The organism is Microscilla marina ATCC 23134, from assembly GCF_000169175.1.
Classification (GTDB): domain Bacteria; phylum Bacteroidota; class Bacteroidia; order Cytophagales; family Microscillaceae; genus Microscilla; species Microscilla marina.
The window spans coordinates 243,907-259,895 of sequence record NZ_AAWS01000006.1 but is presented as its reverse complement, the minus strand read 5'-3'; the positions used below and the strand labels follow the sequence as shown (position 1 = coordinate 259,895).

At 38.0% G+C, this 15,989-nt stretch carries 12 protein-coding genes; 9 read left to right on the top strand and 3 right to left on the bottom strand.

Features of this window, described 5'->3' with window-relative positions; translation table 11 throughout:
* The first annotated feature begins 378 nt into the window (after nucleotides 1-378).
* The 4 genes from M23134_RS07190 (at nucleotide 379) to M23134_RS07175 (ending at nucleotide 4,086) form a co-directional block, all read left to right on the top strand.
* Entirely contained in the window at nucleotides 379-906 is a 528-nt protein-coding gene (locus M23134_RS07190) for a hypothetical protein (RefSeq protein ID WP_002694961.1), read from the top strand.
* A 326-nt stretch (nucleotides 907-1,232) separates the two neighbouring features.
* The gene (locus tag M23134_RS07185) at nucleotides 1,233-1,478 is read left to right on the top strand and encodes a hypothetical protein (RefSeq protein WP_045113150.1); all 246 of its coding nucleotides are present in this window, start codon (nucleotides 1,233-1,235) and stop codon (nucleotides 1,476-1,478) included.
* A 121-nt stretch (nucleotides 1,479-1,599) separates the two neighbouring features.
* Nucleotides 1,600-2,952 carry a right-handed parallel beta-helix repeat-containing protein gene (locus tag M23134_RS07180; RefSeq protein WP_002694957.1) on the top strand — a complete coding sequence of 451 codons (1,353 nt, stop codon included), beginning with the start codon at nucleotides 1,600-1,602 and terminating at the stop codon, nucleotides 2,950-2,952.
* 168 nt (nucleotides 2,953-3,120) lie between these two features.
* The gene (locus tag M23134_RS07175) at nucleotides 3,121-4,086 is read left to right on the top strand and encodes a DUF1152 domain-containing protein (RefSeq protein ID WP_045113179.1); all 966 of its coding nucleotides are present in this window, start codon (nucleotides 3,121-3,123) and stop codon (nucleotides 4,084-4,086) included.
* Between the two features lie 20 nt (nucleotides 4,087-4,106).
* Here the strand turns inward: M23134_RS07175 and M23134_RS07170 are convergent, their stop codons facing one another.
* Both M23134_RS07170 and M23134_RS07165 read right to left on the bottom strand, forming a co-directional pair.
* Nucleotides 4,107-4,607, bottom strand: a complete 501-nt coding sequence (locus tag M23134_RS07170; protein WP_002694955.1) for an NADH-quinone oxidoreductase subunit C — start codon at nucleotides 4,605-4,607, stop codon at nucleotides 4,107-4,109.
* 355 nt (nucleotides 4,608-4,962) lie between these two features.
* Entirely contained in the window at nucleotides 4,963-6,546 is a 1,584-nt protein-coding gene (locus M23134_RS07165) for a polyamine aminopropyltransferase (protein WP_232296782.1), read from the bottom strand.
* Nucleotides 6,547-7,060: 514 nt separating this feature from the next.
* Between M23134_RS07165 and M23134_RS07160 the strand changes: the two genes are divergently transcribed.
* From M23134_RS07160 to M23134_RS07145, 4 genes are all read left to right on the top strand, one after another.
* A complete protein-coding gene (locus M23134_RS07160; RefSeq protein ID WP_157558378.1) occupies nucleotides 7,061-7,690 on the top strand; it encodes a TetR/AcrR family transcriptional regulator in 630 nt (209 codons plus the stop codon).
* Entirely contained in the window at nucleotides 7,683-9,068 is a 1,386-nt protein-coding gene (locus tag M23134_RS07155) for a TolC family protein (RefSeq protein WP_045113149.1), read from the top strand. The genes M23134_RS07160 and M23134_RS07155 overlap by 8 nt, the downstream gene beginning before the upstream one ends.
* Nucleotides 9,069-9,115: 47 nt before the next feature.
* On the top strand, nucleotides 9,116-10,345 hold the full coding sequence (locus M23134_RS07150) for an efflux RND transporter periplasmic adaptor subunit (RefSeq protein ID WP_053337263.1): 1,230 nt from the start codon (nucleotides 9,116-9,118) through the stop codon (nucleotides 10,343-10,345).
* 85 nt (nucleotides 10,346-10,430) lie between these two features.
* Nucleotides 10,431-13,928 carry an efflux RND transporter permease subunit gene (locus tag M23134_RS07145; protein ID WP_002694947.1) on the top strand — a complete coding sequence of 1,166 codons (3,498 nt, stop codon included), beginning with the start codon at nucleotides 10,431-10,433 and terminating at the stop codon, nucleotides 13,926-13,928.
* A 170-nt stretch (nucleotides 13,929-14,098) separates the two neighbouring features.
* On the opposite strand, the gene M23134_RS07140 is transcribed toward M23134_RS07145, so the two are convergent.
* Nucleotides 14,099-15,175: a hypothetical protein gene (locus M23134_RS07140; protein WP_002694946.1), complete on the bottom strand. Its 1,077-nt coding sequence runs from the start codon at nucleotides 15,173-15,175 to the stop codon at nucleotides 14,099-14,101.
* 168 nt (nucleotides 15,176-15,343) lie between these two features.
* Between M23134_RS07140 and M23134_RS07135 the strand changes: the two genes are divergently transcribed.
* Nucleotides 15,344-15,670: a 2Fe-2S iron-sulfur cluster-binding protein gene (locus tag M23134_RS07135; RefSeq protein ID WP_002694944.1), complete on the top strand. Its 327-nt coding sequence runs from the start codon at nucleotides 15,344-15,346 to the stop codon at nucleotides 15,668-15,670.
* Nucleotides 15,671-15,989 lie beyond the last annotated feature (319 nt).

Genomic DNA, 15,989 nt, shown 5'->3' with positions numbered 1-15,989 from the left:
TAGTTCGTTTTGACATACAAAACCTTGTTCTTGCCCCTTTTAGACATACCTCTTCCCTTATTCCAAACATTAGGGTTTCAATAAGTTATAGTGAAATGTTGAAAAAAGAGAGAAGTTAATTGCCTATTGATAACGTCAAGTTAATGCAAATTTTATAATTTTTTAAACATATTCATCAACTTTTTCGTTTCAGGCAGTTTTTTGTTTGCAGAAATTGCTCTTCTAAAAAATATTATGAGGGTTTATGCACTGAAGGTTTGCTTTGTTATACCCCAAAAGGTATTTTTGCTCAAAGCAGTACAGGTATTCTTGCAATACTTCAGGCCTGCGTTAGAGTTAAAAACTCACAACTACATTATTGTAACAAACTATTAAACAATGAAGAATATATTAACCAACCTAATGGTAGTATTTGTGCTTAGTTTTATGTTTGCCTGTGGAGGCGGAAAAAGCACAGAAAAAATTAAAGAAGACACTAAAAAATCAGGTAATAGTGCTGAGCTGACGGAGCACTTGAAAAAAGAGCATGACATCATGATGAAAGAGCACGCTTTTATGGAAAAAGAGCATGCCTCGTTAGAAAAAGAGTTTGCCGATATGGACAAAAAGTATGAAGCTGCTCACAACGGTAAACGTGAAAAAGACTACGAAAGCGATGCTAAGGATCACAAAAAACTATTAGATGACCACGCCAAACTTATTCAGGAACATGCTACTTTGATCAAACAGCATGAAGATGTAACAGCCAAACATGGCAACAAACAAATGACAGATGTTGAGTTTCATAAAGCCCACCATGCATTGCGTGTGAAGCATCATAAAATGAAAGAAAAACATTTAGCAATGAAAGGTTTGCACGACGCTTTTGTTATTGCCTTTGACGAGGTAATGGGAAAGTTTAAATAAGTCGTAATTAGCCTCACACTGTTTGCTAATAACCAATTACAAAAAGCTTTTTTGACCTGCAAAAGGTCAGCAATCAAAATGTTATTTATAGCTGAATAATGGGTGTAGTTCTTTCTGGAGGAGGGGCTACATTTTTTTGCTTGAAGAGTAAATGTTTATGAAAATCAACTATCTGATTTACAGTATTTTACACCTTATTTTTTTGCAAAAAATCGATTTTTTAGTTATATTTACATTGTCTTTTAAGGGTTAAAAGATAGCCCAAGAGGTCAAAGATTTGGAAGTCTACCTCAAGGGCTTTTGTTAAACATATACAGTATAACAGTATGCAATTTACGGAATTAAATTTGGTTGCCCAAAACGAGTCAAGCTCTCCTAAGGCAAATGTATCATTGTTCGAGCAAGGCATTCGTTGCCGTATCGAGGCGTTTGCCCTCAATGCCGAGGCACTTATAGAGCAAGCCCAAAAGCGGGATGTGGTGGATATGGTAGAAAGTCTAGAGCTCAAACTGATAGAACTAAGCCACTTGCTCAACGATGCCAAAATGTTGCGAGATATTACGCAAAGCTAACACCCCAAGCCCCAACTTATTGAGTTGGGGCTTGCCCTACAACCACCAATAAAACCTCCCTTGCTGGATACTTGAGTATAAGAAATGCTATATTTGCACCACGTTAACCAGATTTACTCTGATGAAAAAACTATTTGTATGGAGCTTGTTATTGCTCACCTTTGCTCAATTGGTTGCCTGTGCCCCACAGGAAGAGATCTTTACCAATAATTCTGTTACTTTAGGTTTTTCTGATAAAGCCATTGTGTTTGATACCCTCTTTACCAATACCCGTAGCATTACCCAACGTTTGCGGGTGTATAACCCTGACAAAAACGCCATACGTATCAATCGTATAGAAATAGGTGGCAAGGCCAACTCTCCTTACAGTGTGAGTATTAAAGGTGAAAAAGGCACTGTATTTACTGATGTAGAATTGTTGGGCAAAGATAGCTTGTTGGTATTGGTAGAAATAAATGTGCCTGCCAACAGTCAAACAGGAGTAGTCATCGCCTTTGACTCATTGCTGTTTACCACCAATCAACAGCAACAACAGGTAAAACTGATTGCCTGGAGCGAAAATGCCCATGTATTACAAAATTACACGATTACTGGCAACGAAACCTGGGACAAAACAAAACCTTACATCATTCAAGACTCGGTAACGGTAGCCGCCGGGGCTATTTTGACTATAGGAGACAGTACCCGTGTTTACGGGCTCGACAAAAATGCCTTCATTCGCGTAAAAGGCAACTTGATAGTCAAAGGGGATACTGGAAGTATTGTTACTTTTACTGGCATTAGGCGTGAGATAGAGTTTGAAGAACAATTGGGTCAGTGGCGGGGTATAGTCATGGAAGCAGGAGCTGGGGTCGATATAAGCTATGCACTCATAAAAAACGCCTATACAGGCATTGCCATAACTGGCAACGATGCCGACACAGCACCCGACTTGATAGTAAAAAACACCACTATTAAAAATATGTTTGAGCATGGTATCAATGCCAACAATGCTGATGTTTTGCTCGAAAACAGTCTGATCACCAATTGTATAGGCAACACGCTTGGGGTAACCAATGGAGGGAGCTATACATTAAAGCATTGTACACTTGCCAATTATGAGTTTGAGTTTATCAGAGAAACGCCCTCTATTTTATTTAGCAATGAAGCAGCCAACCCTTTTACGGTAGAGTTGACCAATAATATTTTATGGGGCAACAAAACCAATGAAGTAGCACTTATAGAACCTTTGGGTAATATTAAACTTACAGCACGCTACAACATTGTAAAGACTGACCTCGAAGTATTTGAAGGCAACAATAATTTATTAAACCAAGACCCTGAGTTTGTCAAAGAAAACATCGGAGACTTTAACCTCACCAAAGACTCGCCAGCCAAAGATGCTGCTTTGCCCATTGGTTTTATGTTTGACCTGATCAAAACCAGCCGTGATGCTGTCCCAGACATAGGTGCACTGGAGTTTGTAGAGAAGTGAGGTTTATATGGTTAGTGAAGTAAATACTTGCTTGCGAATCGGATAAAAAAAATGTATTTTAGCTCTACTAGGTAAAACATTCAAGTGAATAGGTTGGTTTTGATTATGCTGTTGGTAGCATTGATATACATCGGTTTCAAAACTTACCACTACTTAACCATTCAACGCATGTCCTTTACACTCAATCGTATCCCCTTATTCGACGAACTAAAAAACAGCCAAAATATATTACTTGCCGGGGCAGGGGGTGGGTTCGATATTTTTAGCGGAGTGCCCTTATTTCTTGCGCTACAAAACCAAGGTAAAAAGGTACATTTAGCCAATTTATCTTTTGCCGCCTTGGGCGAAACCCGCGCTACTAAAGTTTGTCGGGCTTGTTGGAGGGTAGATTCTTCAGAGCCAGTTGCCACTACCGAACCTGCCTATTTTCCTGAAAAAGATTTAAGTCTTTGGTACAAAAAAACTTTTGGTGAAAACCTGGATGTATACGCCTTTAGCCGCACTGGGGCTGTTTATCTTACTCAGGCTTATGCCCACCTGATAGAACTGCTCAATATAGATACAGTAGTTTTGGTAGATGGGGGAACCGACAGCCTCATGTTGGGTTTAGAGCCAAGTTTGGGTAGCCCTATGGAAGACAGCGCCTCTATTGCTGCAGTGTATGCCCAGCCCAAGGTAGCCAAATACTTGACTTGCCTGGGTTTTGGGGTGGATCATTTTCACGGCATTTCTCACTATCATTTTTTAGAAAACGTAGCTGAGTTATCTAAAGATGGAGGTTTTTTGGGAGTATTGTCATTGGTGCCCCAAATGGAAGAGGTAGCTCATTTTTTAGATTTAATCGCTTTTTCGAATGCTCAAACTGCCCGCCCCAGCATTGTAGCAAACTCTATAGGCAGCGCCTTACAAGGGCATTTTGGCGATTATCATGTGATGGAACGCACCAAAAAAAGCGAGCTGTTTATCAACCCGCTGATGTATCAATACTGGAGCTTTAAGCTAGATGTACTTGCCCCAAAAATTCGCCACCTCGAATATATCAAAAATACCAAAACCTTTGTAGGACTAATGAAGGGCATCAATGAGTTTATAGACAGCATAGAACGCAAACCCAAAAAAGGAATACCACTTTAATTGAGTACCTGTAACCGCTGTTAATATTCTACCTTTATGCCACGATAACGTTCTTGTTGCTTATAATCTTTGCGCAGTGGGTGTCCTTCCCAATCGGCAGGTAATAAGATACGCCGCAAATCGGGGTGACCAACAAACTCAATGCCCAGTAAATCATAAGTTTCACGTTCGTGCCAGTTGGCAGCACGCCACACCTCACACACCGAAGGCACCTGAGGGGCTGCTTCTCCTGTGATATTACGAGGCAACACCACCTTTAGCGTAAGCCTTAGGTTATGCGGAATAGAAGTAAGGTTATACACCACCTCCATTGTATTCATTTTTTCGCCATTATCAATGCCAGTAATACAATTCAGAAAATCAAAGTAGGTACGTTCGTTTTGATATAATTCAGTGCATACTTCTTTTATTTGATCGGTTTGCACCGTAAAAAAAGGTTGCATGGCACTTTCGTTGGCTTCTATGATTACCTCCTTGCCCAATGCTTGTATTAATAAATCTTTGATTTCCTGAAAAGTCATGATGTATATTGTTTAGTAATTTCAATGTTCAACTTCACTTCATACAGCTATAAAATCACTCAGTTGGTTATCCTTTTTTGGTTAACTACATTGCTGTATATACTCAATAGTCCATAGTATTTAGTCGATAGTCGATAGCTGATTCGAGTAAATGTTTACCTTGTTAAATGCTGTAAACCAGTATTTTATATTAAGATTGCTTACTCAATTTATTTTTAAAAGTGTGTCGGTTTTACGCCCAAACACCCAATTAAATAGTTTTTAAATTCGTAAATAACTGAGAACCAGCAAACAACTTTGACTAAAATCACTGCGGAGCATTGTATACTAAAATCCCCTTGAAACTTGTCATTCTTTAGTATAACTCCCAATTGCCCTGCAAATAATAACGATACAGCACAGGATCATGGATAGTATTTACCCTGACTGTGCTGTCAGGTATCCTATTCTTAAAATAAGTATCCTTACCAAAAGAAGTCATCAAGAGCATCGACTCATTATTAATCCATTTGGTTTTTACGTGTTTAAACTTCAGCTTTCGCAAAGTTTCTTTGAGTTGATTATCTTTTAGGCTTTTCGACGCAATCACCCAACCCCATTCGCCCAACGTAAGTACTTGGTTGTGTATTTTGGTGGTACCAAACCCTGCTGCCTGCATAGTTTTGTTGATACACTCATACGCACGGGTAGAATAATAAGGGCTGCCCGACTGGGCAATCATCAAACCATTGGGGCGTAAATGACGGCGGCATAACTGGTAAAACTCTTTGCTAAAAAGCTTCCCTAGCTCTACCGTGCGAGGATCGGGCAAATCAATGATGATTACATCAAAAAACTTTTTGGTTTGATCCATATAAATAAAGGCATCCATATTTTTGATAGTCACCTTAGGGTCATAAAACGCACTGTCATTTAATTGGGTCAACACGGGGTGAGTTTTGGCAAGTTGGGTCATTGCTGGGTCTAAGTCTACCAATGTAATGTCTTTTACCTGTGGGTATTTTAATATTTCGCGCACTGCGGCACCATCGCCTCCTCCCAACACCAGTATATTTTGTGGATTTGCTGACAACGTCATCACTGGATGCACTAAAGGTTCATGGTACATTTCTTCATCCAGTGTACTCAATTGCTGGTTGCCATTGATAAATAACCAGTAGTGGTTTTTCCATTGAGTAATCACCAGTTTTTGGTAGCGAGACTGAAACTCATAGATTACTTTGTCTTTGTATTTTTTTTGTTCTCCAAAGACAATGATGGGCTTGGCATAAATACAACCTAGGGTAATTGCTAAAAATACAAAAGCCATCATCACATTGAGCCTAAACTGCCAATTGGGTTGAATCAAGTGTTTGAGCTTGAAGTAAAGCAGTATGGCTACTGTGAAATTTACCGTACCCAAAATAAAAGGGGTATAAGTCATCCCCAAATATGGCAAAGCCACAAAAGCAAAGAACAACCCACCTAGCAAACTACCAAAATAGTCTTGTTCCATTACTGAGGCTATATTTACTCTCAAAGACTGGTACTCTTGATTCAAACGGGTAACAATGGGAATTTCCAGCCCGATCATCATACCTACCAAAATAGCCAAGCCATAGATAAAAATACCATTATAGCTTGAGTAGGCGTGTATTGTATATACCAATATCGCCGAAAATGATACTAACATGGTAAGTGTAAACTCTATAATAATAAAAGTTTCGAGAAGTTTGCCTTTAAAATATTGGCTCAGATGGCTACCTAGCCCCATAGCAAATAGCATAAACGACACCACCAAAGTCCATTGTAAGATGGAGTCACCCAAAAAATAAGTAGCTAAAGTAGATAGTATATATTCAGCCACAATGCCTGAAAGTCCAGTGGCAAATAAAGCAATTTTGAGAATTGCAGATTTTCTTTTCTGATTTGTAGGTTGCACAGTCGCTTCCATATTCATTCGCGTATTATAATTAAGTTTTGATTGTTTTGTATTGAGTGTTTTTAAAGGTTGCCTGCTGGTGATTATGTCAATGCGTATGAACTTACCTTGCTTACATCTAAAAAGCCGAGATAATTCCTATAATTTCACATTTTGCCCAAATTACAAAGTTAAAAAGATTACCCAACCTTCATGATTATTCTTTTTATTTTTGACCTGTCTTACACGAATTTAACAATCCTACCAGCAGAGTGTTTATATCCTAATAAATACTGCTTTTTCCATAAAAGTAGTACTCTACTAATATTTGGGGTTTGTCTTAATTTCAAGTTTAATATTTTGTAGTTTTTCTTTTTTTTCTCTTCCAAGAGGTTTTCCTTTTTTTCAACCAAACTTTATATTAAACCTTTCTTTCTTACGGTATTTTTTAGTAAAAAAAATATTTAAAAAAACTCAGGAAACTTTAAACCTTTTTATAGTTTCCTAAGTTTATGTTTTGTAGATTTGTGGTACAAAACAAAGATTGAAGTCATTGGATTTGAAAGAAAATACAGAAGTTAAAGATAAAATTTTGCAAGCAGCAACTGACTTGTTCTGGCGCTATGGTATCCGCAGTATTACCATGGATGAGATTGCCAGGGAGGTGGCTGTATCAAAAAAAACAATTTATCAGTACTTCAAAGATAAAAACGAAATTGTTTGCTTGGTAATGGAACGAAAGCACCAAAAGCAAATGAAAGAAATGAGCAAACTTGAGTCAAGTTCAGAGAATGCTATAGATGCTCTCCTCAAAGTGTCAGACTTTATGGCAAAAAGCTTCTCGAAGCTTACCCCTTCATTGTTATTAGATACTAAAAAATACCATCCAGAAGCCTGGGAAATACACCAAAGCCGCCGTGACAGTATTTTAAACAGCATTAAAAGAAATATTCATTGGGGTATAAAAGATGGGTTATACCGCAAGGACTTACCTATAGAATACCTTGCTATATTGCGTATGGAGCAAGTAGAACTCGCCTTTGATGCAAGAAAGTTTTCAAATGAAGAATACGATTTAGTAAAAGTACAATTAGCTTTTTTAGACCATTTTATCAGGGGTTTAGTCACCCTGCAAGGATTTCAATTGTTGGAAATGTATAAAAACCAAAAACACCATGACTAATAAATTAAGGATTAGCCTTACATTTTGCGCATTGTGGATGCTCACTGCATTGGCTATTCAGGTACAGGCGCAGATTACAGATGATACTCCCGCTATTGGAACTTATTCGTTGGATGCTTGCCTAAAGTATGCTTATGAGCATTCAGAGGCATTGAAGAAAAACCAACTCGAAATAAGAAAATCGGAGGCAACTGTACGAGAAACACGTTCTATTGGCTTGCCTCAGGTAAGCGCAGAAGCACGATTTAGTAATGCTTATATCATACCTAAGTCTATTTTACCAGATGGACGTTTGTTTGGGGGACCTCCAGGTCCTATCGCAGTAGAGTTTCAGCCTCGTTATGCGGCTTCAGTCACTGTTACAGCTACTCAGTTGTTATTTGACGCCTCTTATTTGGTTGGGCTTCGGGCTTCTCGTGTGTACAAAGAGTTATCGCAAAAGCAAATCAAACAAAGTAAAATAGACATTGCAGGTAATGTAACTAAAGCTTACTACCTTGTATTGTTAAACAAAGAACGCATAGAGTTGCTGGAGCATAACTTTCGCCGCATAGACACTTTATATAAAAGTACCGCAGCAATGCAAAAAAATGGGTTTGCTGAAAAAATAGATGTATACCGTTTGCAGGTTTCATTGAATAATATTCAGACTGAAATTAATAAAACCAAAGCGTTGCTGGATTTTTCGGCTAAAGCCCTTAAATTTCAAATGGGAATGCCTGTGAGAGACTCTATTATGTTGTCAGGTAGCATCAATGATATTCAGCTGAGCGAAGTTACAGCGCAGGAAGCTGAAAGCAGTTCTTATAAATCACGGGTGGAGTATTCTATTTTAGAAACATCACGTAATCTGGCAAGGCTAGATATCAGAAACAAAAAAGCAGCCTACTATCCACGTTTGGTGGCTTTTATCAATTATGGTTCTAACGCTGGCTCAAGCAACTTGTCTGACTTAGGTTATGTGAATCAAAACTGGTTTCGCAATGGTATCTTCGGCTTTACCCTTAGTGTACCTATTTTTTCGGGCTTAGGCAATAGGGCTAAAGTAGAAAAAGCCAGGATTGAAATGCAAAAAATAGAGCAAGATTTCAAAGCTTTTGAGCGTACTTATGATTTTCAGGTGGCACAGGCTCGCCAGAGTTTGTCTACCAGCTTGCAAGACCTAAAAATTCAAAAACAAAATATGGATCTTGCCAAAGAAGTAAGCCGGGTAGCCAATATCAAGTTTCAGAGTGGTACAGGCAAAAACTTAGATATTATAGACGCTGAAAACCAATTTAAAACAGCCGAAACTAATTATTATAATGCTTTATATAATGCTATTATTTCCAAAATAGATTTAAATAAAGCAATGGGTAAACTAGTAGTTGATAAATAGACATCCATATTCATAATCTCTTTCAATAAAAGACTAAACACCATATCATGAATATAAAAACACATCTTATAGTTATTACCTTATTGGTATTGGCTACTGCCTGCGGAGGAGGTGACAAAGGCGGAGAAAATGGAAATGTTCTGGAAGTAAAAGCCAAACTTGCTGAAAAACGCAAAACGTTTGAAAAGCTACGTGCAGACATTGCCAAACTGGAAAAAAAGCTGGAAAAGCTTGACCCATCGTATGCCAAACAAAAGCTTGAAGCCAAAACTACTTTGGTAACTACGCTTCCTGTGTCTAAAGAACCTTTTACTCGTTTTGTAGAAGTGAGAGGAAAAGTTACTTCTGACAAGAATGTAATCTTAAATGCCCAAACTCAAGGTTTGGTGACCTACATCGCAGTACAGGAAGGGCAGTTTGTAGGAGCAGGACAATCACTGGTAGCTCAGGAAAACAGCGTATTGGCAAGTAACCTTGAGGAAGTAAAAACGCAACTAAAACTTGCGAATGCTTTGTTTGAGCGTCAAGACAAATTGTGGAAACAAAAAATAGGTACTGAAATTCAATACTTACAAGCAAAAAGCAATAAAGAATCGCTGGAACGTAAAATTCAAACCATTCAAACCCAAATGGCTTTATCAAGTATTACTGCTCCATTTAGTGGTGTTGTAGACGAAATATTTGTAAAGAAGGGGCAAAATGTAGGTCCTATGAATCAAATATTGCGTTTGGTGTCATTAGATCAGGTACAAGTACAAGCCGATGTATCTGAAGCTTACTTGGGTAGAATTAACAAAGGAGATAAGGTAAAGGTTAAGTTTCCTTCACTAGATATTAAGAAGGTAGCCGCAATTAAAACTATTGGGCAAATTATTAACCCTGACAACCGTACTTTTAGAGTAGAACTTCAGCTTGCCAACCCTAACCGTGCTTTAAAGCCCGACTTGCAGGCAGTATTAGAATTAAAAGATTTTACTAAAAAAGAAGCACTTGTAATTCCTACTAATTTGATTCAACGTGACAAGGCAGGAGACTTTGTATATATATTGGGCAAAGAAGACGGTAGAGCAACAGCCAAGAAAGCATTGATCAAAACTGGAGGGAATTTTCAAAACCGTACATTGGTTGAAAGCGGACTCAAAGGTGACGAAATGTTGATTGAGCAAGGTTTCAAAGATGTAACTTCAGGAGGTTTGGTGAAAGTAACCAACAATAGCCAACCTAAAGGTACCAAAACAGACAGCACTGACAAGAAAGTGGTAAAAGTTAAAAACTAAACATAAACTATCAGGCGCTTGTTTCAGCCCTAATGAATGCAACTACCTGATGAGCTTTTCTTGAGATGTAACTATACAGAACATTATGAGCAAGGAAAAAAACAATAAATTAGATAAAGAGTTTAAGCTGACTAGCCTATCGGTTGATAATCGTACCAGTGTAATGATCCTGGCGATCATCATCATTATTTTTGGGCTAATCTCTTATGTACAAATGCCCAAGGAGAGTTATCCAGAGATTGTAATACCTAATATTTATGTAGGTACCCCATACCCTGGCAACTCGCCCAATGATATGGAGAGTCTGGTGACACGCCCTATCGAAAAGGAACTAAAATCATTGACTGGTGTCAAGAAAATATCTTCTACTTCTATTCAGGGTTACTCTACTGTAATTGTAGAGTTTAACCCTGATGTAGCCATACCCAAAGCCCTTCAAGATGTAAAAGATGCGGTAGATAAAGCAAAAAGTGAGCTACCTACTGATTTGCCTGTAGACCCCAACGTGTCGGACATTAACTTATCTGACTTACCTATTATGTATGTAAATGTTGCCAGCAAAAAAGGGGGCAAAAAATATAAAAGGGAAGAGCTAAAAGTATATGCCGAATACCTGGAGGATGAATTTGAGAAACTGTCTCAAATCTCAAAAGTAGATATTAAAGGTATTCAAGAGCGCGAAGTACGTATTGATGTTGACTTGTTTAAGCTCGAAGGGCGAATGTTGAACTTCAACGATATTGCCAATGCTATTCGTCAGGAAAACGTGACGGTTTCGGGCGGTGACTTCTTGGCAGAAGACTTTCGTAAATCTATCCGGATTGTCAATGAGTTTGAGTCGATGAATGATATTCGTAATGTAATTATCAAAAACGAAGATGGTAACATTGTTTATCTTAGAGATGTTGCCCAAGTACGTGATAGTTATAAGGAACCTACGAGTTTTGCCCGTTCATCAGGTAATACTGTAGTAACCCTCAACGTTTCGAAGCGAAGTGGAGAAAATTTGTTGATTGCCGCTGATGAAATCAAACAAATCATTAAAGATGCCCAAGATAAAAAGAAATTACCTGCCGACTTAGACATTTCTATTACCAACGACCAATCACGCGATATTAAGTCAATGGTAAGTAACCTTCAAAACAGTATCATTTCTGGGGTAATTCTGGTAGTGGCAGTACTGTTATTCTTTATGGGTTTACGTAGTGCCTTGTTTGTGGGTATAGCCATTCCTTTATCTATGTTTATCTCCTTTATATTACTTGGTACAGCCGGGGTTACGATGAACATGATGGTGTTGTTCTCATTGATTCTTGCCTTGGGTATGTTGGTAGATAATGGTATTGTAGTAATAGAAAATATTTATCGTTTGTTGCAAGAAGGTTATCCACTTAAACGGGCGGTAAAAGAAGGAGTGGGGGAGATCGCGCTGCCTATTATTGCGTCTACTGCCACCACAGTAATAGCCTTCTTACCTTTAGCTTTCTGGGGTGGAATTATGGGGCAGTTTATGCGCTTTTTGCCTATCACCCTGATTGTAGTGCTTTCTGCATCACTCATTGTAGCTTTGGTGATCAACCCAGCAATTGCTATGATTTTTGCCAAACTAGATGATGGCAAAAACCACATCAATAAACGTTGGCTAATTATTGCTATAGTTTTAGTGGTGTTGTCAATTCCCGCTTATTTTGTTGGCAATTATACCCTTACCAACCTGCTGGGCATTGTAGGATCGTTTATATTGCTCAATATGTTTGTACTTACCCCTGTGTCGCGTTGGTTCCAAAACAAGGCACTGGTGGTCTTAGAAAACGGCTACTCACGTATTATTCGCTTTGCTTTGGGGGGTGCCATGCCCTACATTTTATTGGTAGGCACTATATTTCTATTTGTCTTCTCTATCATGTTAGTGGGCATATCAGGATTAAAAGTCCGCTTCTTTCCTGATAACGAACCTAACTATGTCAATATCTTTATTCAAAAACCAATTGGCACCGATATAAAGACGACCAATGAGTTTACCAAAAAAGTGGAAGATCGCATCATGAGCCTGATGAAACCCTATGATTTTATGGTAGATGCCATTATTGCTCAAGTAGGCGAAGGAACCAGTGACCCCAACGAAGGTCCTCAGCAAGGTTCATTGCCTCACAAAGCAAAAGTAGCCGTATCGTTTGCCGACTTCCAGGATCGTCGTGGGGTACAAACATCCCACATTTTGGAAGAAATTCGTGCCGAAATGAAAAAGTATCCAGGGGCATTGATTACCGTAAGCAAGGATGCCAATGGACCAAATAACGGACCACCAATTAACGTAGAAATCAGCAGCGAAAACTACGCAAAGCTGGCTGATTTTTCTGAGGAACTTAGAAAATACCTGATCAAGCAGGATATACCAGGAGTTGAAGAATTAAAGTCTGACTTGCAAACAGGTAAACCAGAATTGCTAGTAAATATTGATCGTGAAAAAGCTCGAAGCATCGGCTTGTCTACCAACGCCATTGCCAGTGAAATACGTACTGCGTTATTTGGGGCAGAAGTATCTAAGTTTAAAGATGGAGAAGATGATTATAAAATTCAGGTACGTCTTAAAGATGAGCAACGTTACGATTTGGGAGCATTACTTAATAAATCTATTACATTTAGAAATAATAAAGGACAAATAAGACAAATCCCGATAAGTTCAGTTGCTTCGGTGAATGATACGTCTTCGCTAGGTTCAGTAAAACGTAAAGACCTGGACAGGGTGATCACTATCTTTTCAAACGTAAAGGAAGGATACAATGCCAATGAGATAGTAGCTACTATGAAAGGGTTGATCAGCGATTATGATATTCCTGATGGCATTGATAGACCTAAGTTTACCGGAGAGCAGGAAGAGCAACAAAAATCAGCGGAATTTTTGATGATGGCACTTTTACTTGCGGTATTTGGTGTATTTCTAATTATTGTAACCCAGTTCAACTCTTTATCGGCACCATTGGTAATTATGTCATCGGTATTGTTTAGTACCATTGGGGTGTTCTTAGGCTTGGTAATATTCCGTATGGAGTTTGTAATCTTAATGACAGGTATTGGTATTATTTCATTGGCGGGGGTAGTAGTAAACAACGCCATTGTATTGATTGACTACACCAACCTGCTACGTAACCGTCGTAAAGCAGAACTTGGGATGGACGAAGAAGATCATCTACCTAATTCAGAGTTTTTGCAATGCATTGCTGAGGCTGGTAAAAAACGTTTACGCCCCGTATTGCTTACAGCTATTACCACAGTATTAGGCCTGATCCCATTGGCGGTAGGTTTCAACATCGACTTCTTTGGGTATATCACTGAATTTAAGCCAAACATTTACTTTGGTGGTAGTAACACTGCTTTCTGGGGTCCAATGTCTTGGACAGTAATTTTTGGTTTAACCTTTGCCACCTTCCTTACTTTGGTAATTGTACCTGTAATGTATTTATTGACAGACAGGCTTAAGTTCAGCCTCAGACGTCTATTTGGGTTGGGGGGTAAAAAAGTGAAAGAAGAACACATATCAGATAAAAAAAGTGAGAGCGAAAGCCCTACTGTTACGGCATAGCTTTTACAGCCTCAAGCTTTGGGTCGCTCTTCAAGCCTATTACTGATTTTATAAATCGCTAAAAATCAGCTTTCTATAAAATCGGTAGATAGAAGTTATATACTAAAATCAAAATCCCCAATGTCTGTTCAGACATTGGGGATTTTTTGTAACAATGGTTTAAAGAGTGGTTACTCAAACCTACGCTTGATAATATCAAAAAACTTGGCCACTACATCGTCTTCCAGGTTCCAATCAAACTGCACCGCATATTCGTTTTTTACTAATGTACGAGCCTCATCATAAGAGTTGCATAACTCTACCCGATCAATGGTTTCATTAAAAGCCATACTATTGCCTTTGAATAGTTGGTTGATAAATAGAAATTTCTGATTCAAAGGAATTGCTGCCCTCAGGTTATCAATGCGTGCATTCTTAAATTCTTCTACCAGTGGGGTATTGTCACTGCGGTGTTTTTCGTTGAGCGTATTACGTTCATCAATTACAGCTTCCATAGCAGTCTCGCTCAAATTAGGAGTACTGAACCCAAAATCGGTACGTTCATAAGATTCGGGCTGAAAATTTACTGGCGATTCAGTAGATACAGGGGTTGCCGGAATTACCTCCTCCGAAAACAGTGCATCAGTGTCTAACGGTAATAAGTCTGAAAAGCTCTTCAAACGCCAGTCCATAGGTTCTATATGCTCTTGTTGTTGAGCAAATACTTCCTCAAACATGGCAATGGCATCGGCCGGAAATAGCTCTGAAATACCCATACCTTCTACACGGGTAATAAAAGCTTGAATTAAAAATTTATTGAACTGAATGTAACGTGCCGATTCTTTGAGTTTTTGCACCGACATCCTGGCATTGACAGGCTTTTTAAATTCTGTAATAAAGTAATGATGAGGGTCAAGTGCCAACATCAACGCATCTTTGGTAGCTTCATATACCAACACATAAAAATCATCCTTGCGGATAGATATATGCTGAGATAAAATATTCATAAAGGTATTCAGCGCCTTTTTTACATCAGGATGCTCATAGTTAAAATAAGGGTTTTTAAGCTTTTGAGTTTCTTCCTGCCATTTCTCAAACAAAAGCTTTATCACCAATAGGTTTACTTGTTTGATATCACAAAATTTCAGTATATCTTCTCCTTCTATTACCTGGTGATCAATGAAAAAATAATCAGATAGTTTTTGTGCAAACGAACGGCTGTATTGCATCAACACCGATTGGTTTATAGGTTTTGTCTTATGCTCCATTGTGCAATTTTTTTAAGAAATCCTTCTGTATCTCAGATAATACCGAAATCAAACAACATTTGTTTAAATCTAATATAAAAGCATTTAGTTTTTAGATAAATAAAACTAAACCTTTGTGTATTAGATTATATAGAATGTAAAATTATATACCAAAACGATATATGTGACATGCCTAAAATAACCATAAAAAACCTAAATAACCAAGAAGTTGATCTTTATGACCCTAATAAGTCTGTTTTACAGCATTTGGGGGAGGCTTACATAGATTGGATGCAAGCCTGTGGGGGCAAAGGGCGCTGTACTACTTGTGCGATGGTGGTCCACAATGGTACACAATACCTGAATGTATTGACAGCTGCCGAAGAAAAATTCAAAAACCTGGGCAGGTTAAATTCAAACCAAAGACTTGCTTGTCAGTGTGTCGCTTCGGGCGATATTGTAATAAGTACACCCGAAAAATATCAATTACCACACGTAAATTACTCAGATAATTGATTCATACTTTGTTAGTTTACTTTTATTTTTTTAAACTTGGATACTAATTGAATCATGTTTTGGTGAAAAGATATATTTATCTATAAAAATTTTTGGTTCATATTTTGAACTGTATTTTTATAACATAAAGACATGATTAACAATGCGAAATATTTCTTGAGTGTTGTAATTATTTGCAAATTCAAACTATAACTTGTATTATAGCTTGGACTACACACAAATCTTGAGTTTATTGAATAATCAAACCAGGTTTTATATGTATAGCCTTATAATTTGCATAAAACTTGTAAATATTTTGTAGATTTGTTTGTCTTTAGTT